The organism is Roseateles sp. P1_C1_2, assembly GCF_056406535.1.
Genome location: NZ_JBFUAB010000014.1, coordinates 1 through 26,399 on the forward strand (window position 1 = coordinate 1; position 26,399 = coordinate 26,399).

Below are 26,399 nucleotides of genomic sequence, written 5' to 3' on the forward strand. Positions count from 1 at the left end.
CCCGTCGTCGCTGGGTTGGCGCCTTCAAAGCCCAGCTCCTGCAGATCCAACTCATCGACAAAGGCGTCAACGACTCGGACCGGGTTGTCTGCGTCGACGAAGTCGTCAAGGCACTCGGGTAGCAGCGTGACCTGGTGTCGGCCTTCTCCCTCGATGAATCGCTTCATGTGGCAGCCCGTGCTGTGGCGTTCACAAAATTTAGGCGGCGGTGCGTCCAATCAAAGGAGGGTTTTCACACAGCCTCGGCTGAACGCGGTCCTTCAATGAAAGCGCTTCGAGCGGTCGCTTCGACCCAGAGCGGAAGTTCGCACAGGCTTAGCAGGCTTCCGCGAAGTAGCCATTCAACGTTGAGGCTGTGCGGCAGGCCGAGGCAAGGCCGTCAACCTGACTTCCCCAGCCGCCTACACCTTCATCGCCAATAGCAGACCTGGTTTCGCCCCGCTCGCTTGGCCATGTACATGGCGCGGTCCGCATAAGACACCAGCTCGTCTGCGCCTGCAGGCACGTCGGGATAGGTGACGACGCCAATGCTGGCCGTCACGGTCACTGGAGGGCCTTCGCCAAGGAAGATCGGTTCGGCGATGGAGGTCAGGACGCGGCGCAAGATCTCGTCGCAGTCTTCTTGCGTGTCAACGGGGGACAGGAGCAGGACGAACTCATCGCCCCCGAGCCGCGCCGCGGTGTCGCTGGCCCGAATGCAGGATTGAAGTCGGCGGCCGATTTCCTTCATCAGCCGGTCGCCGGCGTCGTGGCCCCTGATGTCGTTGACCGCCTTGAAACCGTCCAGGTCGAGGAAGCAGACGGCACAGCATGACTTCAGTCGCTCGCACAGCAGCAGGGTCTGGCCGATCCGGTCGCCCAGCAACACGCGGTTCGGCAGGCCCGTCAGCGCATCATGAAAAGCGATCTGTTCGACGCGCTGTTGATGCAGCTTCTGCTCGGTGATGTCCTGCATCATCCAAAGCGACTCACCCTTGTCGGCAGTCAGCAGGACACCGCTCAAGTCCACCCAGATCGGATCGCCATTCTTCTTTCGCATCTGCATCTGGGTGCGATACGTCAGCCCCGACTGCAGGACGGGGTAGGCCTCCCGCCCCAGCGCGTCGTACGCCTCTTGATGCAGGTACAGCAGCCGGGAGGGTGTTCCCGCCAGCTCGCCGGGTTCATACCCGAACATGGTCTCGAGCGCCCGGTTGGTCCACATGGACTTTCGATCACGAAGCCTTGTGATGCCGATCAACTCGGTATCGAGCATGGCCTGCTGCTCACGCGTCACCTGTTGAAGCCGCCCGGACAGCAGGGCCATGCTGCGCGTCGCGCGCTCGAGGTTGGCCAGGATGAACCCGATGCCGGCGCCCAGCGGAAACAGGTAGGACGCAAGGTAGGTGAGGCCGTTGCCCAGACTCCCCTGAAAGAAGTCGACGTATTGCTCAGGAGACAAGCTCGCGTGCAGCGCACGCACCACCAAGGCAACCGCTGTCAGTGCCAACGTGATGCCGACCGTGCGCAAGGACGGCTCGGCGTGCCACCCCTTGCCCAGCGCGAGGATGGCCATCGGCGCAATCTGAGCGGCAATCAACAGCGAAACAACCGCGGTGCGAAGCGGCAAGGGCTGATTGACGAGCGATACGACGGCGACCACGCCAAGCAGAAGCAGGCCCAATTGCAACTTGGGGGCGGAACGGTCCCGGATGAATCGGTGAAGCGCGTGGGCGTTGAACCAGAGCCCCGCCATCACCAGTGCATTGCCGCCAATAATGGCAAGCCACGCGGGGCCGACAGCCCGGGTCACGACCAAGACGAACCCTGCAATCATCAGCCAGGTTCCGCGCGCCCAGATACCCAGCGCCGGACTTTCAGGCAGCGAGCGCCTGGCTACGGCGAGCGTCAGGCCGAACAGGGCAAACGCGGCGAAGAGAGCGACAAAAAGAGTGGGGGTGCTCAGCACGTCATGGGGCCCGGGATGAATCCAGATCATGAACGCCTTGTGGCCAGGCCAGCCAGAGGCTCAGATGTTGCAAGGCGCCGGTGATGCGATTGATGCACCCGATCGACCAGGCGTCGTTCTGGTGTCCCTGAGCAGGAGCTAGTGACCGTGGATGCTCAGCTGCCTGATCATCACCATGTAGCGCGCGACAGCGTTCGCATCACGGCCCACCATGCGCACCACGAATTCGAGTTGCGCTTCGGCGACGTCAAGAACGCAGGCCCAAAAGGCCAGATCATCCACAACGGGCCCTTCATCGATCTTGCCAGCGAGCGTCTTCACGGTAGAAGACTCTAGAAGCGGTACTCGCTGCTGAATGCGGGGAGTTCTGGACGGCCTTCGTAGGGAAGCTGCGCTCTGTCGCCCCGCTCCCCGAAATCGCCGCGGCCGTCGCGCTGCCGCTGCGGCCGCGGTGTCCAGTACTTGGCGCAAGCCCGCGATCTTGCCGTATGCGTCCGGCCATCACATATAGGGCCGCTTGGGCGACGAACCGATCGATGGGAAACCTGAAAGCAGCCCTTCACCAAGGACAGCCGATGCCGGGACCAGCAGCACGACCAGGCCCGCTTCAGCCCGCCTGCTGCTCTGCGCGGACGCCACAGAGCCGACGCGCACATCCCGGCTCCTCATCGACTGGAAAGATCAAGTCTCGCCGCTTGCTCGGGGTGGCGAAGGGGCCAAGTCAGGCGCAGGCGCTGACATTGCGCCCGAGATTGCCTTGAGGGCCAGCGCAGGCCGCTGCGGCAGGGCAGCGAGTAGCGCAGTCGCTGGCCGAGGTACGAAAGCCATCGCTAGCGACTGGCAGCTCCTGGCCGGTTGCGGGCGTCAAGTCTCAGTCCCACCAGCATGCGATCGGTCGGGTTCCCTTCGGCACGGCATAGGGCTCATAACGGACAGAGGGGTCAAAGCCGTCCCATGTCTCATCAGGCGCCAGATCCTCAGGAAACCATTCCAAGACGTCTTCCGGCGTAGAGGTTGTGAAGATGAAGACCGTGTCGGAAAACGGCCAGTCCGGGTCATCGAACTGGGTAATCTGAACGCGGACGTCCGCGACGTCTGGCCGCTCGGCGATGCGTTTCAGCGCTTGATGGATTTCGTCCGGACTAGGAGCGGATGGAAGATTGCAGCCGATGCTTCCGACGCACGTATTGCCAGTGAAGAACTCCTCCAGGCTAAGCAGCGGACGAGGCGTATCTGCATCATCTGGATGTCCCAGTCTTGAAACCCGTTCGGTGACTCGCCGTAGATGATCCATGTGCCTTTGACCTCCAGGAAAGCTCCGGCAGCCTACCCGACAACTGCCATTCTTCGGAGACCGCTCCTGGCCGAAACCTGACCTCCGAGGCGATGCACGCGACAGGCAGCAATCGCTGCAAAGAGGTACTACAAGTCAACCGGCCTCATGAGACCCGCATCGAAGACCTGCTCGATGGTTGCCTTGCCAACGATTCGAGAGCCCTCAGCGACGCTAAGAACCCGGCCGGGCCACAACACACCCGGATAGGCTTCTGGTGAAACAAACCAGATGTCCGCCGAAGCTTGGCCGCCCGTCCGGACTTCGCTGTCGGCCTCGAATTCGTGATGCACGCTGGTCCAGCAGTCCGGCCTGACGTCGTAGACAGGCCGATATCCCGAAAGTACGCACTTCACGGTCCCGTCTGCCCTGCTGGCCAGCAATTCGAACAAAACACGGGCATGGGGCGGGCGGAGTGGGCGACTCATGCCGTGACCCGAGCCCCCCGGTCTGCACGCGGCACGCCGGGCGCCGCGATGGCGCGCGCCCAAGCGTTGCCCAGCGCAAACGCGCAGGCTATCTGCACGAGCCTCACCACACCTTGCAGTGCTCTCCCGCCTTCTTCACCAGCTTGGCGCCCGGCTTGCAGGCAAAAGCCTTCTCGAACTCCGGCATGTTGACGACGACGCCGTTGATGCGCCAGCGGGCCGGCGAATGCGGGTCGACCTTGGCTTGCACGCGCAGCGCCTCGGGGCGGGCATCGGCGCAGTCCCACTGCGCGAAGCCGACGAAGAAGCGCTGCTCGGGCGTCAGGCCGTCGCGGTTCTCCAGCGTCTTGCCGGTCATGTGCACCTTCCAGGCCTCCCAGGCCAGGATGAGCCCGCCGAGATCGGCGAGGTCTTCGCCCAGCGTCAGCTTGGAGTTGATCTTGATGTCGTCGACGACGGTGTAGGTGGCGTACTGGTCGGACACGCAGGCGGCGCGCTTCTCGAAGGCCTGGCCGTCCTTCTTGGTCCACCAGTTCTTCAGATTGCCCTGGGCGTCGAACTGGCGGCCTTCGTCGTCGAAGCCATGCGTCAGCTCGTGGCCGATGGTGCCGCCGGTGTTGCCATAGTTGGGCGCCTCGTCGAGTGCGGCGTCATACAGCGGCGCCTGCAGCACGCCGGCGGGGAAGTTGATGTCGTTCATCTGCGCGTCGTAATAGGCATTCACCGTCTGCGGCGTCATGCTCCATTCGCCGCGGTCCAGCGGCTGGCCGATCTTGGCCAGGCGGCGCCTGGCCTCGAAGACATTGCCGCGCATGGCGTTGCCGAGGAAGTCGCCAGGCTTCACGGCAAAGGCCGTGTAGTCGCGCCAGCGCTCGGGGTAGCCCACCTTGTTGACGATGGCCTTGAGCTTCTCGTGGGCGCGCGCCTTGGTCTCGGCGCTCATCCAGCTCAGGCCGTCGATGCTGCGCGCCATCGCGGCCTCGATCTCGTCCGTCATCTGCACCGTGGCGGCCTTCAGATCGGGCGTGAAGTTGCGCGCGACGAACTCCTGGCCCAGGGCCTCGCCGAGCTGGGCGTCGACGAGCTGCACGCAACGCTTCCAGCGCGGCTTCAGCTGCGGCGTGCCGGTCAGCGTCTGGCCGTAGAAGTCGAAGTTGGCCTGCACGAAGCCGTTGTCCAGCGCCGGAGCCAGGCTGCTGGCCAGCTGCCAGCGCAGATAGGTCTTCAGCTCGGCCAGGCTCATGGCCTTGAGCCGCGCGCCCAGCGCCTTGAAGAAGGCCGGCTCGGTGACGTTGTAGCGGGCATGCCAGGGCGCGCTGCCGAGTGCGGCCTGGTAGCTGGCCCAGTCGAAACCGGGCACGAGCGCCTTCAGGCCGCGCGCATCGACGACGTGGAAGGTCTTGTAGGGGTCGCGCTTGTCGACCTTGCTGAGCGACGCCTTGGCCAGCACCGTCTCGGTGGCGAGCACGCTGCGTGCCCCCGCCTTGGCGGCCGCGGGCGAGTCGCCCAGCAGCTCGAAGAGGCGGGCCACATGGGCCTCGTAGGCAGTGCGGATCTTGAGCGTCTTGTCGTCGCGCTTCAGGTAGTAGTCGCGATCGGGCAGGCCCAGGCCGCCGGCCGAGGCGAAGGCGATCTGGCGCGTCGCGTCGGCGAAATCCTGGCCGGCGCTGAAGCCGAAGAAGAGGCGGTCATTGCCGGCCGCCTGCTGCAGCTCGGCCAGCAGGGCTGGCAGGGCCGGCTTGTCCTTCAGCGCGGCGATGCGGTCCAGCAGCGGCTGCAGGCCCGTCAGGCCGGCGGCCTGCACGGCGCCTTCGTCCATGCAGGCAGCGAAGTAGTCGCCCAGCTTGACCTGGGTGGCCGTGCGCTCGGCGCCCGGCGTGCCCAGCTTGTTCAGCACGCCCCAGAGGTAGCGCTGGTTCTCGTTGGCCATCTTGGCGTAGACCGACCAGCGCGACTGGTCTGCCGGAATCGGGTTGGTCTGGGTCCAGGAACCGCAGGCGAACTTGTAGAGGTCGTCGCAGGGGTCAACCGTGCGGTCCATGGCCGTCACGTCCAGGCTGGGCGTGTAGGGCAGGGCGTCGAGCGGCGTCTCGTTGGCCGCATGGGCCAGCGTCGCCGCGAGCAGCGCGGGAAGCAGCAGTCGTTTCATGGTGGGGCGGGAAATTTTCAAGTGGGCGGATTGTGGGTGCTCGGCCGGCCCGCGCCATTCGTCAGAGGCGCCGCCGGCTCAAGAGGTTCAGCCATGATGGGCGCATTCTGATTCGCCAGCCCCGCCCATGAACACCCTGCTCCTCCTCGTCCCGATCGCCGCCGAACACAAGGCCCTGCTGCTGCAGCGCTTCGCCGTCATCGAGGCGCTGGACCCCGCCGCGCGTGCCGCCGCCATCGCGGCCCGCGGCGCCGACATCGAGCTGGTGCTGACCAATGGCTCGGTCGGCTTCACCGCCGCCGAGATCGCCGCCTGCCCCCAGCTGAAGCTGCTGGCCGCCCAGGGCGCTGGCTACGAGAACCTCGACGTGGCGGCGGCCAAGGCGCGCGGCGTGCTCGTCTGCAACGGCGCCGGCACCAATGACGACTGCGTGGCCGACCACGCGTTGGCGCTGCTGCTGGCCAGCGTGCGCGCCCTGCCCCAGCAGGGCGTGGCCCTGCGCGCCGGCATCTGGCGCGATGCGCTGCCGCTGTTTCCCAACTTCAAGGGCCGGCGCCTCGGCGTCATCGGCATGGGCGGCATCGGCCTCAAGATCGCCACGCGCGCCGCCGCCTTCGGCATGGTCATCGGTTATCACAACCGCCGCCCGCGCGAGGGTTCGGGCGACGCGACCTGGTTCGACAGCGTGGCCAGCCTGGCCGCCTGGGCCGACGACCTCGTCGTCGCCACGCCCGGCGGCGCCGCAACCCGGCACATCGTCAATGCGCAGGTGCTGGCCACCCTGGGCCCGGGGGGCCATGTCGTCAACATCTCGCGCGGCAGCTGCGTGGACACGGCCGCCCTGGCCGCGGCGCTGAGGGCCGGCCAGATCGCCGGCGCGGCCCTGGATGTCTACGAGAGCGAACCCCGGCCGCCCGAGGAGCTGCTGGGCCTGGACAACGTCATCCTGACGCCCCATGTGGCCGGCTGGTCGCCGCAGTCCATCCGCGCGACGGTGGAAAACTTCATCGCCAACGTCGAGGCCTGGCGGCGCGGCGAGGCGCTGCCGACCGCCCTCTGAATTCAGCCGCGCCGGGCCTCCACCACCTGGCTCTCGCCGCGGGCCGCGTACTGGCGGCGGCCGCCCTCCTCCAGCGCCACCTCAGCGGCCAGGCGGCCGATCTGGGTGCTGGCCATCGCCTGCATCATCAGCACGTCGGCGTCGTCGGGCATGCGCGTCAGCGGCGGCTCCTCACGCTCGACCCGCGCCGGACGGCGGCGCGCGAACAGCGCATCGAGGGTCAGCAGGCGGCGGGGATCGGGCAGGGAGGCCATCATGGAATCTCCGAAAACTGTCGGGCTTATGGAACAGACGCCATGGCGGTCCCGATTGCGACAAGCCCCCGCACCAACCCTTCCCTAATTCCACGATTGGCGCGTGGCGCGCCTGTCCAGATACTGATCCGGCCCCCTGGCAGAACAAGGAGCCGACGATGTCCAAGCGTCATGTCCTGGCCGCCGCCCTGCTGGCCGCCGCCACGCTGTCCGCCTCTCAGGCCCTCGCCGACGGTTACGTCGCCGTATGGCGCCCCGGCTCGGGCACGCAATGGGTCAAGGCCGGCGTGTCGCCCGACGAGTTCAAGACGGCCGACATGGACTACTTCAAGCAGGGTCTGCGCATCGTGTCGCTGACCGTGCGGGACGGCAAGCTGACCGCCGTCTGGCAGCCCGGCAGCGGCACGCAATGGGTGCACTGGGACATGAGCGCGGCCGACTTCAAGGCCAAGGACACGGCCTATTTCAAGCAGGGCCTGCGCATCGCCGCCTTCTCCCTGCACAACGGCCGCTTCGCCGCCGCCTGGCGCCCGGGCAGCGGCACCCAGTGGGTGCACTGGGACCTGACTGGCGACCAGTTCAAGGCCAAGGACGCGCCCTATTTCAAGGCCGGCCTGCGCGTCACGCAGATCGAGCTGGACAACGGCAAGCTCGCCGCCGTGTGGCAGCCGGGCAGCGGCACGCAGTGGATCCACTGGGGYATGAACGGCGCCGCCATGGAGGCCAAGGACGCTACCTATTTCCCGCAAGGCCTGCGGCTGAAGACGATGTCGTCGGACGGCGGCAGCTACGCCGCCGTGTGGCGCCCCGGCTCGGGCACGCAGTACTGGGTGCACCGGCGCTGCTGGGTCGACCTCGCGACCGAGGACATGGCCTATTTCGGCAAGGGCCTTCGCCTGGGCTTCCTGAAGATGCAGGAAGAGGCCCAGGGTGCCTACCACTACCCCTGGAAGAACGGCGTCACGCGCAACGTGGGCCAGGGCAACAACAGCCCGCCACCGGGCTCGCACAACGGCAGCCAGGCCTTTGCCTTCGACTTCATGATGGATTCCGGCACGGAGGTCCGCGCGGCGCGTGCCGGCACCGTCGAGTGGGTGCGCCAGAGCCAGACGACAACCTACGACCCCTCGTCGCCCACGACGGCCACCAACCAGCCCTTCCCCGGCGGCAGCCAGGACAACTGGGGCAACACGGTGCGCATCCGCCACCTGGGCGGCCTCACGAGCTGGTACTTCCACCTGACGCCCAACAGCGTCAAGGTCAAGGAGAACGACAAGGTCGAGGCCGGCACCGTCATCGCGCTGAGCGACAACACCGGCCGCACGACCGGGCCGCATCTGCACTTCCAGGTGCAGGCCGACTCCCTCGACTGGGGCCAGTCGGTCGCCATCAGCTTCAACGGCTGCCAGGTGCCCAAGACGGGCGACAACGTGACCTCGCAGACCGGCAATCCGAACTGAGTCCTTGGCGATACCCTGCGGGCTTCAAGCTCGCCAAGGATTCGCCATGGAACTGGGTGCCTTCTCGATCAGCCTCGCGGTCAAGGACATCGCGGCCTCCCGCGCCTTCTACGAGGCGCTGGGCTTCAGCGTCTTCGGCGGCAACCAGGACCAGCGCTGGCTCATCCTGAAGAACGGAGCGACCGTCATCGGCCTCTTCCAGGGCATGTTCGACAAGAACATGCTGACCTTCAACCCCGGTTGGGACAGCAATGCCCAGGCGCTGCCGGCCTTCCTCGACGTGAGGCAGATCCAGGCCCGGCTGCAGGCCCAGGGCCTGGCGCTGGACCAGGCGGCCGACCCCGCATCCACGGGGCCGGGCCATATCTCGCTGACCGACCCTGATGGCAACCCGGTGCTGATCGACCAGCACGTCTGACGACAATGGGCGCATGCGCTGCCTGGCCTGCTCCGAGCTGAACCGCCCCCGCCTGATGGGGCCGGCTTGAGCCGTTGGTCCTCCGATCCCAGCCGCGTACCGACGCTTGCCCCCTGGCCGCGGCGGCGCGCGCCCTCCCGCCCTGGGCTCGCCTGGGGGATCTCGCTGCTTTTCCATGCCCTGCTGCTGAGCCTGACCTTCGGCGGTGAAGGCCTGGGCCTGCCCGGCCTGAGCCTGCCCTGGCAGGCCCGGCGCGCCGAAGTGCCCGACCTGCGTGTCGTGCTGCTCACGCCGGCGATCGAAGTGCCTGCTGTCCCGCCCCCGGAGCCCGTCACCGCGCCGACATCAAGCACGGAGCCCCACGCCGAACCGGCAGCAGCGCCCGAGGCCCCCGCACTGGCGCCACCTGCGCCGCCGCCGGCCACCGCCGTCATCGCCGTGGAGAAGCCGACCGAGACGAACTGGGCCGTACCGGCCGCCCTGCCCGCGTCGGCGCCCGTCATCGCCGCGCTGTCCGCCGCGTCCAGCGCCCTGACCACGCTGACCCGCGATGACACGGCCCGGGCCGCCCTGGATCGCGAAGCCCGCGAGCGCGCCGCGGAACTGGCCCAGCTCGACCGCGCCCGACGCGAGACCCAGCAACAGGCCCAGCAGCAGACGGAAAGACTGGCCGAGGCGGAGCGCCTGGAAGCGGCGAAGCAGGAAGCCAGCCGGCAGGACGCGATTCGCAAGGAGGCCGCGCGTCAGGAGGCCGCGGCCCGTGCCGAGGCGGCCAAGCTGGAGGCTGAACGCGCCGAGGCCCAGCGCCAGGCCGCCGCGAAGGCGGAAGCGACGCGCCTGGAGGCGGAACGTCGGGCCGCCGCCCAACAGGAAGCGGCCCGGCAGGAGAGCGCGCGCACCGAAGCGGCTCGCGCGGAAACCGCTCGGCAGGAGGCGGCCCGCCAGGAGGCCGTGCGCCAGGAAGCGGCGCGTGCTGAAGCCGCCCGCCAGGCCGCCGAGTCCGCCAGGCAGGAAGCAGCCAGGCAGGAAGCGGGTCGCCAGGAGGCCGCTCGCCAGGAAGCCGCCCGCGCCGCGGCCGCCAAGCTGGCCGAGGCCAGGGCCGTCGAGGAGCAACGCGAAGCGAAGTTGCGCGCCATCGGCCAGCAGCTGAACGAGGAAGCCGCCAAACGTGATGCGGCACGCCAGGCCCCCTCCAACCTGCCGTCCTCCTGGAGCAGCGCCCGCCGCGGCCGCCTGTTCGGCCGCACCGATGCCAACGCGGAGATGGTGCTCTACGCCGAGGCCTGGGCGCGCAAGATCCAGCTCAACCAGACCTTCGACCTGGTGCGAGACACGCTGAAGCAGCCCTACACCGACCCGCTGGTGACGGTCGCCATCCGCGCCGACGGCACGGTCGAGTCCGTCAGCTTCTACCGCTCGAGCGGCGTGCCGGCCCTGGACGAGGCGATCCGCCGCGTCATCGAGAGCCAGGCCAACTACCCCGCCTTCCCGCCGGCCCTGGCACGCGAATACGACGTCGTCGAGATCCGCCGCACCTGGCATTTCGACTCGGCGATCCGGCTGTACTGAGGCGAGCGAGGCGCGTCAGCCTTCCAGCTTCTTCAGCCGCAGGTTGGCGCCGTCGTCGCTGCGCGATGCCTCGAAGGTGGCGGTCGCGAAACCGCTGCGGTGCAGCAGCAGGCGCTTGCCGTCGAACTCGTAGGTGCCGCCCGACTGGACCGCCTTGTCGTCGGCGCCCGGCCGCCCCTCCTCGAAGCGCCCGTCTTCCAGGAAGGTCAGCCGCTGACGGCCACGGCTGGGTGGCAGGGATTCAGCGGCGTCGACGAAGACGCTGGCACCCGCGCTGTCGCGCTCGTGCGCATGCACCCAGGCGCCAAGGAGTTGCTGCTTGTTCATGTGATGAGCGACTTTCGCGGGCCGTCCAGCGCACTGTGCATCCGCGCCACCTGCTCTGGCGTGAACATGAACATGGCGACGTCGTCGACATAGTCCATGTAGTTCATGAACATGTCGCCGTTGGGGCCGTTCTGGCAGCTGACACTGGGGAAGCCCGGCGCGCCGAAATTGGGGCCTTCCGCATTGGGCGTGTCGTCGACACCGTCGCCGCCGCTGCAGTCCGGCGTGTCGCCCCAGATGTGGCGCAGGTTGAAGAAGTGGCCGATCTCGTGGGTGGCGGTGCGGCCCTTGTTGAACGGCGCCTTTGCCGTGCCACCGGTGCCGAAGGCGTTGACGGAGATGACGACGCCGTCGGTCGCCGCCGGGCCACCGGGGAACTGCGCATAGCCGAGCAGCCCATCCTTGAGCGGACAGACCCAGATGTTCAGGTAGCGGGCGGCCGGCCAGGGCGCGCTGCCGCCGCGCTTGGGATCCTTCATCGAGTCGTTCTGACCGAAAGCCGTCTCCTTGGTCGGCACCTGCAGGATGCCGGTGGTCGGCTTGCCCTTGGGATCCTTGGTCGCCAGCTGGAACTCGATCATGGGGTCAGCGACCAGGCCCTTCCAGACGACGGGCGCCTTGTTGCGATCGGCGTTCTTGGCGCGGAAATCCTGGTTGAGGATCTTGATCTGGGAGGCGACCTGCGCGGCCGTGACCTTGGGCGCGCCCGGCGACTGCAGCAGGTGAACCACGACGTTGATGCGGTAGGGCTTCTTGGGCGCAACCTTGGCCATGCGCCGGGAGTCCATGAAGGAATGCTCCATGGCGCTCTGCGCGATGCGGTACTGCGGATGCTGCTCCAGCAGCCAGTAGTGAACGGACATGCAGCCGCACTTGCGCTTCAGCACGGGGGCAGCGGACTTGGCGCCGGCGGCGCCCTTTTTGGTGGCCATGGCAGGACTCCTTGCTCACCGATGGATGAGCAGCGCAAACGTAGCGGCGATGGCCCGACGGCGCCTCCCCAGCTTTGAGGAAGAACCCGGGTTCGCCTGTCCCTCTTGCTGCAGCGCACACAGAGGGAATGTCCCCGATTCACCCCGCAGGTGGGGTGCTAGCGTGAGATGTTGTTCGTGGTTCCGGCGGTGCTGACGCGCGGCCGGACGCTCTGTTGGTTCCCGTCGCAAAACACAAGCAAGGAGACACAGATGAGGACTTCCCTTAGCGCCGCTATCCACCGCACCATAGGCCGCGCCGCCTGCCGACTGGCGCTGCCGCTGCTGGCCGCCGTCGGCCTCGCCACGCCGGCCGCCGCCAGCACGCTGACGCAGAACGTGTCCTGGACCATCGACCGTGCCGGCACGACCGCCAAATACCGCATCGTCGCCTACGGTGACTCCATCTACGCCGGCTACAACGGCTCGGTGCTGAACGCCGCCAAATACGCCGCGCCGACGGTGAACGCCGAATACCTGTCGGCACTCTGGAACGCCGACATCGAGAGCGTGCGCCGCGCCAAGTCCGGCGCCGTGGCCTCGGACGTCTACAGCAACAAGATCGTGGCCGAGAAGTCCTATATGCAGGCGGCGTCCACGCGCGTCGTCACCTTCGAGATGTGCGGCAACGACGGCCTGCAGGCGCGCTCGGCCTTCAAGAGCCAGACCGGCACCTGCAACTACGCCGGCATGGACGCCGCCGTGAACAGCTGCAAGACCTATGTGGCCGCCGCGATGGACTTCATCAACGCCAATGCCTACGCGGGCGTGAAGCTCAAGCAGATCTCCAACCTGCACTACCCCGGCTACAACGCCGACAACACGCAGAGCAGCTGCAAGGACGCAACCACCGGCGCCACCGTGAACATGCGCGACCGCTTCCTGCCCAAGATCGCGACGATGAACTACTGGATGTGCGAGTACGCGCGCCAGAAGGGCTTCCAGTGCGCCGACAACTTCGCGCAGTACATGGGCGCCGACTACGACAGCAACGGCGACGGCGTCATCGACTCCGACGGCCTGCGCTATGTGGCCGGCGAGAGCGAGGCCAGCTATGTGACCCGCATCACGACGACGCTGAAGCCCACCATCCGCGACGCCAACGCCAAGTTCGTCTCCAGCAGCAGCAGCTACGACTACATCCAGTCCGACGACACGCACCCGACCTACAGCGGCGGCACCGTGTCCGCCGGCATCTTCGGCGGCACCACCGGCTCGGGCGCGGCGCGCTACACCTCGTTCAGCAACGGCAAGAACCCGATCTGGAACCAGTACGGCCACGAGCGCATGGGCTGGGCGATCTCGACGTCCAACCCGGCCGCCCCCTGAGCTGAGGGCAGGCTGGCATGACGCGACCCAGCGATCGCCAAAACACCTCTTGGGGGCCCTCCCCCTGGGTGCTGGTGCTTGCGCTCGCTGCGGTAGCCGGTGGGCTGGCCTGGTGGTGGCCGACGGCCGAGGCACCCGCGCCGCGCGTCGCCGCGCTGCCTGCCCAAGCGCCACTGGCGGCAGCGCCACCGGCGGCGCCGCTGCCCGAAGCCAGCACACCCGTCACGGTGGCCGTCATGACCCCAACGAACATGGCACCGGCCGCTCGCATCCCGCGCCTGCGTGATCCCAACGGCGACCCGACGCCCGACCTGGCCGACTACATCAACGAAGGCGAACGCCCCACGATGGCCGAAGTGATCCAGCGCCTGCACGCGGCCGGCGTGCGCACCGGCCTGGGCGCCTTCAATCCCCCCGGCACCCGCCCGCCCCTGATCGGCCTGGCCGTGCCCGACGGCTTCGAGCTGCCACCGGGCTATGTGCGCCATCACCAGGCCACTGACGACGGCCAGCGCATCGAGCCCATGCTGATGTTCTCGCCGGATGCCAAGACCGTCGTCGTCAACGGCCGCACGGTCGCCGTGCCGGCCGACCGCATCGTGACACCCGAACTCGCGCCGCCCGGCCTGCCCATCCGGCGCATCGCCGTCCCTGCCCCAGTGGACGGCCCGCGTTGACCCGCGCCGCCTGGCCCGGCCGGCTCGCTAGCAGCCGGTGGAGCGGCGTCGTCATGGCCGCGCTGCTCTGCGGCCTCTACGCCCGCGGCGGCTCGGCCTGGATGCTGGGCTTTGTCGCCCTGCTGCCCTGGCTGCGCACGCTGGATGCCGAAACCCGGCTCGGCCACACGCTGCTCAGTGCCTGGGCCATGTCGGTCGCCTACACGGCGGCCGTGTTCTTCTGGTTCGGCAGCGCCCTGGGCGCCTACACGCAGATCGGCGCGGGCGCGGGCTTGGCGCTGCTGCTGCTCGCGGCGCCGCTGTTCCAGCCGCAGTTCCTCGTCTTTGCCGTCGTGCGCCACGTCGTGCGTCACCATCACGGCGCGGCCCTCGCTGCCGCAGCCGGCGCGGCCGCCTGGGTGGCCACCGAATGGGCGCTGCCACATCTGCTGGGCGACACCTTCGGCCACGGCCTTTACCCCGCGCCGCTGCTGCGCCAGGCCGCCGAGCTGGGCGGCGCCACCGGCTTGACCGTCGTGCTGCTGCTGGCCAACGAGGCCTTTGCCGCCGCACTGGCGCGCCGTCGCGATGGTTTTGCCACGCCCTTGGCACTGGCCGTTGCGGGACCTCTGTTGCTGGCCGGCTACGGCCTCCTTGCATTGCAGCCCGAGCCGCCCGCCATAGCCAAGCCGCTGCGCATGGGCCTGGTCCAGTCCAACATCACCGACTACGAGCGCCTGCGCCGCGAGAAAGGTGCCGGCAACGTCGTGCGCGAGGTGCTCGACACCCATTTCGCGATGAGCTACGACGCCGTCGAGCGCCAGCACGTGGACGCGGTGCTGTGGTCCGAGACCGTCTACCCCACCAGCTTCGGCCAGCCCAAGAGCGCGGCCGGTGCAGAACTGGACGCCGAGATCCAGGCCATCGTCGACGCGGCCGGCGTGCCCTTTGTGTTCGGCACCTACGACCGCGATGAGGCTGGCGAATACAACGCCGCCGCCATCGTGCAGCCCCGCAGCGGCTTGGCTGGCCTGTACCGCAAGACCCGGCTCTTCCCGTTCACCGAATACCTGCCCGCCTGGGCTGACACGCTGCGCGGCTGGCTGCCCGGCGCCGGCACTTGGCAGCCCGGCAGCGGCGCACGCGTCTTCCCGCTGCGCCTGGCCGATGGCCGCGAGATCCCGGTGCTGCCGCTGATCTGCCTGGACGACACCGACACCGGCCTGGCCATCGCCGGCGCACGCCTGGGTGCTCAAGTCATCCTGACGATGTCCAACGACTCCTGGTTCACGGACTACGAGCAGGGCGCCGCCCTGCACCAGGCCGTCGCGGCCTTTCGCAGCATCGAGACGCGCCTGCCGCAGTTCCGCGTCACGACCAACGGCTTCAGCGCCGTCCTCGATGCCCGTGGCAAGGTCATCGCCGCGACGCGCATGGGCGAGCGCACCCTGGTCATCGGCGACTTGCCAGTGCGCGACCCCGCGCCAACGCTCATGGTCCGCTGGGGCGACTGGGTCGGCCGCGCTGCCGCCCTCTTCCTCGCCGGCCTGGCTGTGCTGACCGCGCTGCGCCGTGGGTTGGGTGCGGTGCCCGCGAATGCCCCGGTCCCGCTGCCGACGCGGCTCGTCGTGCTGCCACCCGCCGCTCGTGCCGTGGCCGGCCTGCTGCGATTGATCTCGCGCGGCGGCGCGTTGGCCATGGGCGCAGCCTGGTTGTGGGGCGATGGCTCGCTGCAGAGCAACACCTTTGCACTGCTGCGCACGTTCACGGCCCTGTGCCTCATCCCCGAGGCAGCCGCCTGGCTCTTGCTGCGCAGCTGTTCCGCGCAGCTCGCGCTTGCAGACGGCCTGCTGGAGCTGACACGCGGCACGCAGCGGCTGGAGATTCCGCTGCACGACATTGCCGCCATCGAACCCTGGCGCCTGCCGCTGCCCTGCACCGGTGCTTCGCTGCACCTGAACTCCGGCGAACGCTGGCCCCACGGCCTGGCCCTGCCCGACCTCTGGGCCCTGGCCCGCGCCCTCGGCTTGCCCGTGCATGAGCAAGCGCCCTCGCAATCCTGGTGGGCCTACGCCCGCAGCCGCGCTCAACTGCCATCCAGCCGTCTCGCGCACCCGGCCTTCAAGTTCCTGCTGCTGCCCTTGCTGCTGGCCGTGCCCGCCTTCCAGCTGCACCAGAAGATCGCCTACGGCAGCGCCTTCGGGGAGTTCTACAGCTACGGGCTGTGGGCCTATCTGACCGCCTTTGCGCTGTGGTGGGCGGCGTGGATTGCCGGCGTGGTGCTGTGTGCGGCGGCGGTAAGGGCGGTGATCGAGGCGGGCGCCTTCGCTGCCGGCCTCATGCATCCGCGCGAGGCGATGGCGCAGCGCGTCTGGCTGGAAAACCTGGGATTGGCCGCGCTCTACCTGGGCCTGCCGGCCTGGCTGCTGCTGAGGGCCGTGGCGAACTGATACGCGGCCAGGCGCGGCGCCCAGCCCTGCGCCGCAACAGCCCGTTGCTAGAATTTTTCATCAAACAACAACGCCCGATGACAGCGGGCGGCGGGCGGCGGTCATGGTCCGCACCCAGGGGAGGGATCATCGTGAAGCTCGTATTGCGCGGCATGTCCGGCGCTCGCATGTCGGCCGTGCTCGTTGCCATTGCCATGGCCTCGTGCGGTGGCGGTGGTGGTGGGTCGGCCCCGCCCCAGCCGCTCGCGCCAGCGCCCACGCTGAGCCTGTCTGCCAGCCCGGAATCGGTGCTGATCGGGCAGACGGCAGCCCTGTCCTGGTCGAGCACCGACGCCAGCTCTTGCACCTCTACCAATGGCTGGAGTGGCAGCAAGGCTGTGTCCGGCACAGAGACGACGACGGCGCTGTCGGCGACGACCAACTTCACGCTGTCCTGCACAGGCCCTGGCGGCACGGTATCCAAGACCGCGACCGTGACGGTGACGTCCATCCCCCCACCCTCGCCGCCCCAAGCCATCCAGGCCGCCGTGGGCGACGGCAGCATCACCGTCTCGTGGCAGTCCCTGGTGGGCAGCTACTACCAGGGGAATCTCGTCAGCAGCCGGGTCTATGTGTCCACCCGCCCCAACATCAACGTCGCCAACTTCGTCGAGTCGGCCGGCAACAAGGTGGTGCGCGACCTCGGCATCATGCTGCCCGTCGTCATCGAGGGCCTGGCCAATGGCACACCGGTCTATCTGGTCGCGACCGACGTCGCCAACGGCGTGGAGAGCCGGCCCAGCGCGGAGATCAGCGTCACGCCCAAGCCCATCCCCGCGCTGGTCGAGCGCATTGCGGCGCTGAATGACACCGGCGCTGATGGCTGCACGGACTTCGAGCGCGTGAACCAGCCCTGCCCGGTGGCCGCCCTGCCCCAGCAAGACGCCGATGTCGGCCGGGATGCCGATGCGCGCGCCGGCAAGCTCACCAAGCTCGGCTTTGGCCGCGCCGGCTTCGATTTCACCAAACTCGGCGTGAACGGTGCGCCATTGCCCCACGACGCCGCGGCATGGCCCTGTGTCAGGGACAACGTCACCGGTCTGGTCTGGGAGGTTCCCGGCCACAGTCCGCTGACCGCCGCCGGCGACACCTATTCCTGGCACGAACCGGACGAGCGCGTGAACGGCGGCAACCCCGGCCCGGCCGGGGATGGCGTCTGCACGCTGACGAGCTGCGATACCCAGCACTTCATCAAGGCCCTGAACGAAGCCGCCCTCTGCGGCTATCGGGATTGGCGGCTGCCGACGCGTCGCGAGCTCGTCAGCATCGTCGACTACTCACGGGTCAGGCCGGCCTTCGATCCCGCGGTGTTCCCCAACGTATCGCCCTGGTTCAACGCCTACTACTGGACTTCGACGGTCGCCTCGGCGAGCGCCAGCGTCGGCTACGCGGCCTGGGCCGTGGATGTCACCACCGGCATGCTGCTGGCGAACCCGAAGTACACATCCAGCGCCTTCCAGAGCCCGGGCGCTGTCATCGCCGTGCGCTCCGAGCCGGCGCCCTGAGGAGAACGACATGCCGCCGCACCGAAACCTGTGTTTGCTCGCCCTGGCAAGTCTGTGCCTGGACGCCGCGCTGGGGGCTTGCATCAACCGCCAGGACACGGCCGTACCCATCAGCACGCCGACGGCGGCCTTCAGCGTGCGCGGCGACGGCACGGTCGTGGACCCCAGGACCGGCTTGATGTGGATGCGCTGCCTGCTCGGTGAGACCCTCAACGGCAACGGTCGGTGTGCCGGCACGGTCACCACCTACACCTGGGCCGACGCCTTGAAAGCCGCGCGGGCCTCCAGCTTTGCCGGGCACAGCGACTGGCGCCTGCCCAACCCCAAGGAGGTCGTGAGCATCCTGGAAGACCGCTGCGCCACCCCCTCGCTCAACGCTGACCTCTTCCCCATCGTCAACTTCGCGACCTGGACGGCCACGCCCGCCCCCTTCCTGCTGAACGGTGGCTTCGACGACGCATGGGTGGTGGGCGAGAACGGCGCCTTCAGCACGGCGAGCAAGTACGCCAGCGTGCCTGTCCTCCTGGTGCGAAGCTCGCGCTGACCGCCCATCCGCACCCCCGCTGCCGCCGCACCCTCGTCATCTCTTGGAGGACTGCGCGTCGGCAGACCCGGCCTCCGATATGCTTCCACTCAGTTGTACATACAAGTGGAGCATTCCCATGACGACCTATGACATCGTCATCGCCGGCGGCGGCGTGTCGGGCCTGTATTGCGCGCTGCGCCTGGCCGACGCGGGCCACCGCATCCTCGTGCTGGAAGCCGCGGCCGACCGCTGGGGCGGGCGCATCGAGACCGAGGACATGGACGGCTTCATCGCCGAGTACGGGCCGATGCGCTTCGAGCCGACGCTGCAGCCGCGTTTCGCGGCCCTGTGCGCGGAGCTGGGCGTGGGCCTGCTGGACTTCTCGGGCCCTTCGTCCGATCAGGTCTCGGCCGATGACACAGACCTGCCCGAGGCAGAGCGAGGCCTGAACTCGCTGCAGCTGCTCAAGCGCGGCATCATGCTCATCATGGGTCGGGCACCCGACGACCAGGCCTGGATCGACGCGCTGACCGAGGCCGACTACATGCGGCTGCGCAAGCACGCCCAGCTGCACGGCCAGCCGCTGTGGGACATGGGTTTCTGGAACGCGCTTTCGGCCCAGGGCATCCTGAGCCACCGGGCGCTGGTCAAGCTGCGCGACACCGGAACTTTCTATCACATGATCCCGGAGAACCTGAACGCGGCCGAGTGGATCATCTGGTGGCTGCGCGCGCTCAAGACCGTGGGCCAGCAGCTGGCCAGCATCGAGGGTGGCTCGGCCAAGCTGACCGAGGGCCTGCTGACGCGCCTGCGCGGCCATGCCAATGTGACGCTGGCCGGCGGCCACAAGCTGATGGGCGTGCGCCCCGTGGAGCTGGGCAAGCCCACGCTGGCCCTGGATGTGGCGACGCAGAACGGCGCCCTCACGCTGCGCGCCGAGCGCCTCATCCTGGCGCTGCCGCGCCTGCCGCTGCTCAAGCTGACGCGTCATCTGCCCGAGCACATCGCCTCGCAGCTGGACTGCGTCAACGGCTTCCCCATGCTCAAGGTCTTCTTCGTCTGCAACACGCCGTGGTGGAGCTATGGCCAGGCGCCGCAGCAATACGCCAACTGCATGCCGACGCGCGAGATCCACTACTTCCGCCGCGCGCCCGAGGCCGATGCCGACGGCCACGGCATGGTGCTGCTCTACATGGACCGTCCGTCCACGGAGTTCTGGCGCCACTACGTCATCGACGGCGACCGCCACGACCGCGCCGAGGTGGACCAGAACGCGCGCATCGTCGACGCCTTCGCCCTGTTCGTGGCCCGCGACGTGAAGCGGGCGGCGGATGCGAATGCCGAGTCCGCACTGAAGCTGACCGACAACGCGCGGCGCATCTTTGGCGACCTGAGCCTGGCCGAGACCAGCCAGTACATCCGCAACTCCATCATCACCTACGGCATCCGCGACTGGGCGCGCGCGCCCTATGGCGCGGCCAACCACGGCTGGCAGCCGGGCGTGCGCTCATGGAAGGTCATGGACGCCTTCAAGGCCTTCGATTTCGGCAGCGGCGCGCGCAATCTGCACATCGTCGGCGAGGCCTATTCCGACTACCAGGGCTTCATCGAAGGGGCGCTGAACAGCGCCGAGCTGGCGCTGGCGACCATACCAGCGCGGCCTGTGGACGAGGCTGCCCAGGAGCCCAGCCTGGGGCTGTCCTGATACCAGTTTGAAGTCGATATCCTGCCGCGCACTGAAGGAGTGGCGATGAGCAGGAAATGGATGGCGCTGGCGGCGCTGACGGTGGCTCTGACGGGCGCACGGGCGGCCGAAACGGGCTCGCTGGATTGGGTGCGCGCCCAGATGAAAAGCATGCCGGCGACCTCCGCGGCCGAGCTGACCGACGCGCAGCTGCAGGCCTTTGGGGACGCCATCGGCAATACCCGCGTCGTGGCCCTGGGCGAGCAGACCCACGGCGGCCGCCAGGAGTTTGAACTCAAGACGCGGCTGGTGCGCTATCTGCACGAGAAGAGGGGCTTCGATGTGTTGCTGCTGGAGAGCGGCGTCTTCGACGTCGCGCTGCTGCAGCAGGCCATGCAGCGCGGCGAGAAGCTCGATGCGCTGGCGCCGGGCAATGTCTTCTATATGTATTCCAAGAGCGACGCCGGCCGAACCTTGCTGCGCTATCTGGACGAGGCGCAGGCGGGGCCGAAGCCCATGCTGCTGTCGGGCATCGACAGCCAGCTCAGCGGCGGTTTGAGCCGCAGCGAATTGCCCAAGCGACTGCGCGCCAGCTTGCAGGGCGATGCCGCCGACTGGCCGGTGTTCGAGCGCCTGGCCGACAAGCTGATGCAGATGGACCGGACGCCGCCGTCGGCTGGCGACGCGAAGACCTTCGATGCAGTGGCCGCGCGGCTGAAAGCGACGCTGTGCCAGGCCGGCGGCGATGAGCTGCTGTGCCGCAGCCTGGCCGGCCTGCAGGCCCAGGCGGCCGGCTTCTGGCGCGGCGACTATCAGCGCGACCACGAAATGGCGAACAACGTGCTGTGGCAGCTCGAGCGCGTCTACCCAGGCCGCAAGGCTGTCATCTGGGCCCACACCATCCACGTCGCGCGCGGCGTCAAGTTCGACGACAGCCACCGCTATGCCGGCGACATCCTCGGCCAAAAGCTGGGCCGCGACTACTACGTGCTGAACCTGACGGCGCTGCAGGGCCGCTTCATGGAGTTCGCCTCGGGCGAGGTGCAAAGCATCCCGCCGGCCTATCCCCCCAGCCTGGAAGCGGCCTTCGCCGGCAACCCGGCCGGCTTTGGCTTCCTGAACGCGCCGTCGCGGCTGAAGGTCGGCCTGCCGGCGCGCGCCATGGAGTTCGGCTACACCATGCCCCTGGGCACCGGCATCGGCCTCGGCGCTCAATGGGATGGTGTCTTCTACATCCGCGACATGGATGCCGTGAAGATGGAACGCTAGGCCGCCTTCATCCACAGCCGCTGGAACAGCGGCGAGCGGCAGGACAGCCGGCCATTGACGACGGCCATGCCGTCTTGCTCGGCGAGCGTGGCATGGGCCGGGCCGGCCAGCAGCGACATGCCCAGGCCCAGCCGGTGCGGATGGGCCGCCCAGCGCAGGCCGATGGCCTCGGCCAGTGTGGGCAGGATGTCGACATGCGTGAACTCGCGCTGCAGGTCGTCCGCCGGCAGCGCCCGCCCCTGTGCGTCATAGCGGGCCAAGGCGTGGAAGACGGTACGGCCATGGGCCTCGGGCAGCAGCTCGCCGTTCAGCATGGGCTCGGGGTTGAGGTGGTCGCCCATGATCCAGACGACCTTGGGACGGCCATTGCGGTCGGCGATGAAGCGCTCGACCAGACCGGCCACGACGCGGTCGGTGCAGCGCAGCGCCTCGCGCATGACGTCGGCCGGCTCATCGTCATCATCCTCGGCAACCGCCTCCGCAATGCAGCCGCGGTCATGCGCGCCCGAGGGCCCATGGGTATCGACCGTCAGCAGCAGGCTCATGCGCGCCGCGTCGGCCTGGCGCGGGCGCTGCATGTCGGCCCAGGCCTGCTCGACCATGTCGCTGTCCAGCAGGCCCCAGCCCGCCGCCGGTACGGCAATGCCGCGCTGCTGCCATTGCTCGGCGCCGAAGCGGCGTGCGACGTGGTGGTCCTCCAGGAAGCGGCCCTTGCCGGCGAACTTCAGCGAGGCGCCGCCGTAGAAGCTGATGTCCCAGCCCCGGGCTGCCAGCAGGTCGGTCAGGCACTGGCCGCCCTCGAAGAAACGGCGGCTGTACTCCAGCGAGTTGTGGCTCATCAGGCCGACGGGCTGCAGCGGCACACCGCACAGCGCGCTGAACATGCCGCCCACCGTCCAGCTCGCGCCGCTGAGGTTGCGCAGTTCACCCAGGGTCTGGAAGTCGTCCTGCATGCGCGTCAGGCGCGGCAGCAGGGCCGCCCGCGGTTCGCGCGGGCGGGTGTAGCCCTCGTCGAGGGACTCGACGAAGACGACGAGGACGTCCGGTCGCTCGGCCGGCAACTGCAGCTTGACCTGGCCAGGGTCGACGTAGTGACGGGCCAGGTAGTCGCCGCCATCGGCCTCGGGCCGGCAGGGGTCGGAGACGGTGGCATTGACCGACACGACAGCACCCGTGCCCAGCAGGGCCAGCAACAGCCGGCCGTGCCAGCGCTTCATGCGGCCGAGCGCGAAGAGGCTGAGCACCGTCAGCCCCAGCACCGCCATCAGGCAGCGGCAGGCCCGCCACAGCATGCGCGGGTCGGCATAGTCCAGGCCGCCGTTCTGCAGGTGATAGAGCACCTGGTCGGCAGTCACCAGCCCGAGATAGGTGCGCAGGAACCAAGTCGTGCCGACGACGGCCCAGAGCAGCAAGACGAGAGCCGCCAGCACGGCAGCGCGCGGCGGAATGCGGGGAAGAAAGCGAAAAAGAAGGCGGGCTGCAGGCATCGCCGGCGAGTCTGCCGACGCCGCTTTGCTGGCCCGTAGTCAAAGGTTTGCTGAACGTTGGCGCTCAGCAAAGGACTGTGTGCGCGGTTCGTGTGCCAGTCAGGCTGCCTTCGCCGGCGCAGCGGTGCAGGTCTTGGCGGCCGCGAGGCCTCGCAGATAGCCGCGCCTGACGCCGCCGGCCGTGATGGCTGCGCTGACCTGGCGGGCATAGCGCTCGGCGCCACTGAGCTTGCGCACCCAGCCGCGGAAGGGAATGACGCCCTCGGCCGTGCGCTGCAGCGCACCGGTAGCAGCATCCTCGCCACGGTCCAGCAGGCCGGTGTTGCCGCTGGTGTGGGGCGCGTCGAGGTCCGGGCCCAGGACTTCGTCCAGCGCGCGGATACCGGCCGCCAGGCCGCCACAGCTGGCATCCGCCGGCATCGCATAGGGCGCGGCGGCCGCGGCCTTCAGCACCTCCGGAATGTCGGCACGCACGACGTTGAGGTCGCTCAGCGGCGTGGTGGCGGCGTTGGTGACCTTGTCCTGGCTGGAACTGGCACAGGCGGTCAGGACGAGGGCGGCGGCGAGGAGGGTGAGGTGGTGTGGGCGCATGGCCCGCGCATCATCTCAGCCCGGCATTGATTTTTGCCAGGGCGGCCGACCCCGGGCAGAGTGCTTTTTCACCAAGGGCGTTCAAGGCGGCTGCCGCCGTGCGCTGCGCCGCATGCCAATCCTTGGCCGCCGGGTCGACGTAGAGCAGGCCGGTCGCGATCTCGCCAGCCGCGGCGCGCAGCTGCATCGCGTTCATCGCATTCAGGCGGTCGGTGGGGTCGTAGTCGGGCGCCATCTTCCTCAGCCGCAGCGTGCTGCCGTCGGCCTGGGGCACGTCGATGACGTCGGGCGAGTGCTCGACGACCTGCTCGGCGGCGAGGTCGATGAAGTCGATGCGGTTCAGCGCCTCGTTGTGGTCGCGGACATGGTCGTAGCTGCGCGTCGAGCCGGCGTGGTTGTTGAAGGCCACGCAGGGGCTGATGACGTCGATGAAGGCCGCGCCGCCGTGACGCATGGCGGCTTCGATGAGCGGCACGAGCTGGGTCTTGTCGCCCGAGAAGCTGCGCGCGACGAAGGTGGCGCCGAGCTGCAGCGCGAGGGCCGCGAGGTCGATGGCGGTGTCGTTGTTGGTCGCGCCCTTCTTGGCCACCGAGCCCTTGTCGGCCGTGGCGCTGAACTGGCCCTTGGTCAGGCCGTAGACGCCGTTGTTCTCGACGATATAGACCATGCGCACGCCGCGCCGCATCGCATGCGCGAACTGGCCCAGGCCGATGGAGGCCGAGTCGCCGTCGCCTGACACGCCGAGATACAGCAGCTCGCGATTGGCCAGATAGGCGCCGGTCAGCACGCTGGGCATGCGGCCATGCACCGTGTTGAAGCCGTGGCTGGCGCCGAGGAAGTAGTCGGGCGTCTTGCTGGAGCAGCCGATGCCGCTGAGCTTGGCGACGCGGTGCGGCTCGATGTCCAGTTGCCAGCAGGCCTGCACGATGGCGCCGGAGATGGAGTCGTGGCCGCATCCGGCGCACAGTGTTGAGACCTTGCCTTCGTAGTCGCGGCGGGTATAGCCAACCGCGTTCTTCGTGAGACTCGGGTGGTGCAGCTTGGGCTTGGCGAGATAGGTCATGCGGCACTCCTCGGGGCCGTCGCCAGCGCATGGACATGGCGCGTGATCGCGTCGGTGATGAAGCGGGCCGTGATGGGCGTGCCGTCGAAATGCAGCACCTTGATGAGCTGAGGCGGCGCCACCTCCAGCTCGTTGACCAGCATGCGGCGCATCTGCGCGTCGCGGTTCTGCTCGACGACGAAGACGGCGTCGTGGGCGGCGATGAACTCCGCCACGCTGGGCGCGAAGGGGTAGGCGCGCAGCCGCATCGCGTCGATGTGGATGCCGGCCTCGGTCAGCGAAGCCAGTGCTTCGTCCATGGCCGGCGCCGTGGAGCCAAAGTACAAGACGCCGAGCCGCGTCTTCTGTACCGCCGCGCGCACCAGGGGTTGGGGCGCGAGCAGGGCCGCGGTCGCAAACTTGGCGCGCAGGCGCTCGACGTTGCGGACGTAGTCGTCGCCGCGCTCGGAGTAGATCGCCTGCTCATTGCGAGTCGTGCCACGCGTGAAATAGGCACCCTTGCTCGCATGCGTGCCGGGCAGCGTACGCCAGGGGATGCCGTCACCGTCGACATCCTTGTAGCGGGCGAATTCCTTGCCGGCATCCAGTTGCTCGGCCGTCATGACCTTGCCGCGGTCGTAGCGGCGTTCGTCGTTCCACTCCAGCGGCGCGCACAGGCGCTGGTTCATGCCGATGTCGAGGTCGCTCATCAGGAAGACGGGTGTCTGCAGGCGCTCGGCCAGGTCCAGCGCGTCGGCGGCGAACTCGAAGCATTCGCGCGGGTCCTCGGGCAGCAGCAGCACGTGCTGGGTGTCGCCGTGCGAGGCATAGGCGCTGCTGAGCAGGTCGGCCTGCTGGGTGCGCGTGGGCATGCCGGTGCTGGGGCCGCCGCGCTGCACGTCGATGACGACGAAGGGGATCTCGGCAAAGTAAGCCAGGCCCAGGAACTCCGTCATCAGCGACACGCCGGGGCCCGAGGTGCAGGTGAAGGCGCGCGCGCCGTTCCAGCCGGCGCCGGTGATGATGCCGATGGAGGCGATCTCGTCCTCGGCCTGCACGATGGCGTAGCGCTTCTCGCCGGTCTCGGGGTCGGTGCGGAACTTGAGCGCGTATTTCTCGAAGGCCTCGGYGACGGACGATGACGGTGTGATCGGGTACCAGGCGCAGACGGTGGCGCCACCATAGACGCAGCCCAGGGCCGTGGCCGCATTGCCCTCCATGAAGATCTTGTCGCCCACGGCATTGGCGGTCTTGAGCTTGAGGCCGAAGGGCTGCACCGACAGATGGTCGCGCGCGAACTCGCGGCCGGCATGCAGGGCCCGCACATTGGAGTCCAGCAACCTCTCCTTGCCCTTGTACTGCTCGGCAAACAGACCCTCGATGACGGCCGACTCGATGCCCATCAGCTCGCTGAGCGCCCCCAGCACCAGGATGTTCTTGAACAGCGTGCGCTCGCGCGGCACGTCATAGGTGGCGTTGCAGATGGCCGTGGCCGGCATGCCGATGACGTGGATGTCCGGGCGGAAGGCGCTCGCCGGCATCGGCTTGGTGCTGTCATAGAAAAGATAGCCGCCGGGCTGGATCTCGGCCAGGTCCTGGGCCCAGGTCTGGGGGTTCATCGCCACCATCAGGTCCACGCCGCCGCGCCGGCCCAGCCAGCCGGCTTCGCAGACGCGCACCTCGTACCAGGTCGGCAGGCCCTGGATATTGCTCGGGAAGATGTTGCGCGGGCTGACGGGCACGCCCATGCGCAGGATGGCGCGCGCGAACAGCTCGTTGGCCGAGGCAGAGCCCGAACCATTGACGTTGGCGAACTTGACGACGAAATCGTTGACGGCTTCGATGCGGCTCATGCGGCCTCCCGACGGGCCGCCCCTAGGGAGGCCGAGCCCCCTCGGGGGGCA

The 26,399-nt window shown here is 68.4% G+C and carries 22 protein-coding genes and 1 pseudogene; 11 read left to right on the top strand and 12 right to left on the bottom strand.

Annotation, left to right across the window (positions count from 1 at the left end; translation table 11 throughout):
* From AC1D2H_RS14855 to AC1D2H_RS14875, 5 genes and pseudogenes are all read right to left on the bottom strand, one after another.
* Nucleotides 1–167: pseudogene (locus tag AC1D2H_RS14855) on the bottom strand (IS5/IS1182 family transposase); the annotation flags it as partial.
* 242 nt (nt 168–409) lie between these two features.
* On the bottom strand, nt 410–1,978 hold the full coding sequence (locus AC1D2H_RS14860) for a diguanylate cyclase domain-containing protein (protein WP_478011494.1): 1,569 nt from the start codon (nt 1,976–1,978) through the stop codon (nt 410–412).
* A 108-nt stretch (nt 1,979–2,086) separates the two neighbouring features.
* Complete coding sequence (locus AC1D2H_RS14865) at nt 2,087–2,269, bottom strand: hypothetical protein (RefSeq protein ID WP_477927583.1); 183 nt, start codon at nt 2,267–2,269, stop codon at nt 2,087–2,089.
* Between the two features lie 550 nt (nt 2,270–2,819).
* On the bottom strand, nt 2,820–3,242 hold the full coding sequence (locus AC1D2H_RS14870) for a hypothetical protein (protein ID WP_477927581.1): 423 nt from the start codon (nt 3,240–3,242) through the stop codon (nt 2,820–2,822).
* A gap of 570 nt (nt 3,243–3,812) precedes the next feature.
* Nucleotides 3,813–5,858: a M13 family metallopeptidase gene (locus AC1D2H_RS14875; protein WP_478011495.1), complete on the bottom strand. Its 2,046-nt coding sequence runs from the start codon at nt 5,856–5,858 to the stop codon at nt 3,813–3,815.
* Nucleotides 5,859–5,985: 127 nt separating this feature from the next.
* On the opposite strand from AC1D2H_RS14875, the gene AC1D2H_RS14880 reads away from it, so the two are divergent.
* Nucleotides 5,986–6,918: an NAD(P)-dependent oxidoreductase gene (locus tag AC1D2H_RS14880; RefSeq protein WP_478011496.1), complete on the top strand. Its 933-nt coding sequence runs from the start codon at nt 5,986–5,988 to the stop codon at nt 6,916–6,918.
* A gap of 2 nt (nt 6,919–6,920) precedes the next feature.
* Here AC1D2H_RS14880 and AC1D2H_RS14885 read toward each other — a convergent pair whose 3' ends face one another.
* Nucleotides 6,921–7,172, bottom strand: a complete 252-nt coding sequence (locus tag AC1D2H_RS14885) for a hypothetical protein (protein ID WP_478011497.1) — start codon at nt 7,170–7,172, stop codon at nt 6,921–6,923.
* A gap of 158 nt (nt 7,173–7,330) precedes the next feature.
* Here AC1D2H_RS14885 and AC1D2H_RS14890 point away from each other — a divergent pair, with 158 nt between their 5' ends.
* The 3 genes from AC1D2H_RS14890 (at nt 7,331) to AC1D2H_RS14900 (ending at nt 10,619) form a co-directional block, all read left to right on the top strand.
* Nucleotides 7,331–8,632, top strand: a complete 1,302-nt coding sequence (locus AC1D2H_RS14890; protein ID WP_478011498.1) for a M23 family metallopeptidase — start codon at nt 7,331–7,333, stop codon at nt 8,630–8,632.
* A 46-nt stretch (nt 8,633–8,678) separates the two neighbouring features.
* Complete coding sequence (locus tag AC1D2H_RS14895; RefSeq protein ID WP_477927571.1) at nt 8,679–9,050, top strand: VOC family protein; 372 nt, start codon at nt 8,679–8,681, stop codon at nt 9,048–9,050.
* Nucleotides 9,051–9,116: 66 nt separating this feature from the next.
* A complete protein-coding gene (locus AC1D2H_RS14900) occupies nt 9,117–10,619 on the top strand; it encodes a TonB family protein (RefSeq protein WP_478011499.1) in 1,503 nt (500 codons plus the stop codon).
* A 15-nt stretch (nt 10,620–10,634) separates the two neighbouring features.
* On the opposite strand, the gene AC1D2H_RS14905 is transcribed toward AC1D2H_RS14900, so the two are convergent.
* Nucleotides 10,635–10,946 (bottom strand): hypothetical protein, encoded by a 312-nt coding sequence (locus AC1D2H_RS14905; RefSeq protein ID WP_478011500.1) that lies wholly within the window; start codon nt 10,944–10,946, stop codon nt 10,635–10,637.
* Nucleotides 10,943–11,878: a zinc metalloprotease gene (locus AC1D2H_RS14910; RefSeq protein WP_477927565.1), complete on the bottom strand. Its 936-nt coding sequence runs from the start codon at nt 11,876–11,878 to the stop codon at nt 10,943–10,945. The genes AC1D2H_RS14905 and AC1D2H_RS14910 overlap by 4 nt, the downstream gene beginning before the upstream one ends.
* Nucleotides 11,879–12,130: 252 nt before the next feature.
* On the opposite strand from AC1D2H_RS14910, the gene AC1D2H_RS14915 reads away from it, so the two are divergent.
* The 7 genes from AC1D2H_RS14915 (at nt 12,131) to AC1D2H_RS14945 (ending at nt 21,375) form a co-directional block, all read left to right on the top strand.
* Nucleotides 12,131–13,246 carry an SGNH/GDSL hydrolase family protein gene (locus AC1D2H_RS14915; protein ID WP_478011501.1) on the top strand — a complete coding sequence of 372 codons (1,116 nt, stop codon included), beginning with the start codon at nt 12,131–12,133 and terminating at the stop codon, nt 13,244–13,246.
* Between the two features lie 74 nt (nt 13,247–13,320).
* Nucleotides 13,321–13,923, top strand: coding sequence for a hypothetical protein (locus AC1D2H_RS14920; RefSeq protein WP_478011502.1), 603 nt, complete (start codon nt 13,321–13,323; stop codon nt 13,921–13,923).
* A 53-nt stretch (nt 13,924–13,976) separates the two neighbouring features.
* On the top strand, nt 13,977–16,352 hold the full coding sequence (lnt, locus tag AC1D2H_RS14925) for an apolipoprotein N-acyltransferase (protein WP_478011503.1): 2,376 nt from the start codon (nt 13,977–13,979) through the stop codon (nt 16,350–16,352).
* A gap of 131 nt (nt 16,353–16,483) precedes the next feature.
* Nucleotides 16,484–17,896, top strand: a complete 1,413-nt coding sequence (locus tag AC1D2H_RS14930) for an Lcl domain-containing protein (protein WP_478011504.1) — start codon at nt 16,484–16,486, stop codon at nt 17,894–17,896.
* A gap of 10 nt (nt 17,897–17,906) precedes the next feature.
* On the top strand, nt 17,907–18,440 hold the full coding sequence (locus tag AC1D2H_RS14935; RefSeq protein ID WP_478011505.1) for an Lcl C-terminal domain-containing protein: 534 nt from the start codon (nt 17,907–17,909) through the stop codon (nt 18,438–18,440).
* 118 nt (nt 18,441–18,558) lie between these two features.
* Nucleotides 18,559–20,127, top strand: a complete 1,569-nt coding sequence (locus AC1D2H_RS14940; RefSeq protein ID WP_478011506.1) for a flavin monoamine oxidase family protein — start codon at nt 18,559–18,561, stop codon at nt 20,125–20,127.
* Between the two features lie 45 nt (nt 20,128–20,172).
* Complete coding sequence (locus AC1D2H_RS14945; protein WP_478011507.1) at nt 20,173–21,375, top strand: erythromycin esterase family protein; 1,203 nt, start codon at nt 20,173–20,175, stop codon at nt 21,373–21,375.
* Here AC1D2H_RS14945 and AC1D2H_RS14950 read toward each other — a convergent pair.
* The 4 genes from AC1D2H_RS14950 to AC1D2H_RS14965 form a co-directional block, all read right to left on the bottom strand.
* On the bottom strand, nt 21,372–22,862 hold the full coding sequence (locus AC1D2H_RS14950) for a sulfatase-like hydrolase/transferase (RefSeq protein WP_478011508.1): 1,491 nt from the start codon (nt 22,860–22,862) through the stop codon (nt 21,372–21,374). The genes AC1D2H_RS14945 and AC1D2H_RS14950 overlap by 4 nt on opposite strands.
* Before the next feature lie 99 nt (nt 22,863–22,961).
* Nucleotides 22,962–23,453, bottom strand: a complete 492-nt coding sequence (locus AC1D2H_RS14955) for a hypothetical protein (protein WP_478011509.1) — start codon at nt 23,451–23,453, stop codon at nt 22,962–22,964.
* A gap of 10 nt (nt 23,454–23,463) precedes the next feature.
* On the bottom strand, nt 23,464–24,516 hold the full coding sequence (locus tag AC1D2H_RS14960) for a 2-oxoacid:ferredoxin oxidoreductase subunit beta (RefSeq protein ID WP_478011510.1): 1,053 nt from the start codon (nt 24,514–24,516) through the stop codon (nt 23,464–23,466).
* A complete protein-coding gene (locus AC1D2H_RS14965) occupies nt 24,513–26,348 on the bottom strand; it encodes a 2-oxoacid:acceptor oxidoreductase subunit alpha (protein WP_478011511.1) in 1,836 nt (611 codons plus the stop codon). The genes AC1D2H_RS14960 and AC1D2H_RS14965 overlap by 4 nt, the downstream gene beginning before the upstream one ends.
* Nucleotides 26,349–26,399 lie beyond the last annotated feature (51 nt).

Excerpts from the sequence above, each read along its gene's own strand:
- AC1D2H_RS14935 (WP_478011505.1), top strand. The coding sequence starts at position 17,907 with ATGCCGCCGCACCGAAACCTGTGTTTGCTCGCCCTGGCAAGTCTGTGC.
- AC1D2H_RS14945 (WP_478011507.1), top strand. The coding sequence starts at position 20,173 with ATGAGCAGGAAATGGATGGCGCTGGCGGCGCTGACGGTGGCTCTGACG.
- AC1D2H_RS14910 (WP_477927565.1), bottom strand. The coding sequence starts at position 11,878 with ATGGCCACCAAAAAGGGCGCCGCCGGCGCCAAGTCCGCTGCCCCCGTG.
- AC1D2H_RS14915 (WP_478011501.1), top strand. The coding sequence starts at position 12,131 with ATGAGGACTTCCCTTAGCGCCGCTATCCACCGCACCATAGGCCGCGCC.
- AC1D2H_RS14950 (WP_478011508.1), bottom strand. The coding sequence starts at position 22,862 with ATGCCTGCAGCCCGCCTTCTTTTTCGCTTTCTTCCCCGCATTCCGCCG.
- AC1D2H_RS14895 (WP_477927571.1), top strand. The coding sequence starts at position 8,679 with ATGGAACTGGGTGCCTTCTCGATCAGCCTCGCGGTCAAGGACATCGCG.
- AC1D2H_RS14960 (WP_478011510.1), bottom strand. The coding sequence starts at position 24,516 with ATGACCTATCTCGCCAAGCCCAAGCTGCACCACCCGAGTCTCACGAAG.
- AC1D2H_RS14870 (WP_477927581.1), bottom strand. The coding sequence starts at position 3,242 with ATGGATCATCTACGGCGAGTCACCGAACGGGTTTCAAGACTGGGACAT.
- AC1D2H_RS14885 (WP_478011497.1), bottom strand. The coding sequence starts at position 7,172 with ATGGCCTCCCTGCCCGATCCCCGCCGCCTGCTGACCCTCGATGCGCTG.
- AC1D2H_RS14905 (WP_478011500.1), bottom strand. The coding sequence starts at position 10,946 with ATGAACAAGCAGCAACTCCTTGGCGCCTGGGTGCATGCGCACGAGCGC.
- AC1D2H_RS14860 (WP_478011494.1), bottom strand. The coding sequence starts at position 1,978 with ATGATCTGGATTCATCCCGGGCCCCATGACGTGCTGAGCACCCCCACT.
- lnt (WP_478011503.1), top strand. The coding sequence starts at position 13,977 with ATGGCCGCGCTGCTCTGCGGCCTCTACGCCCGCGGCGGCTCGGCCTGG.
- AC1D2H_RS14880 (WP_478011496.1), top strand. The coding sequence starts at position 5,986 with ATGAACACCCTGCTCCTCCTCGTCCCGATCGCCGCCGAACACAAGGCC.
- AC1D2H_RS14875 (WP_478011495.1), bottom strand. The coding sequence starts at position 5,858 with ATGAAACGACTGCTGCTTCCCGCGCTGCTCGCGGCGACGCTGGCCCAT.
- AC1D2H_RS14940 (WP_478011506.1), top strand. The coding sequence starts at position 18,559 with ATGACGACCTATGACATCGTCATCGCCGGCGGCGGCGTGTCGGGCCTG.
- AC1D2H_RS14955 (WP_478011509.1), bottom strand. The coding sequence starts at position 23,453 with ATGCGCCCACACCACCTCACCCTCCTCGCCGCCGCCCTCGTCCTGACC.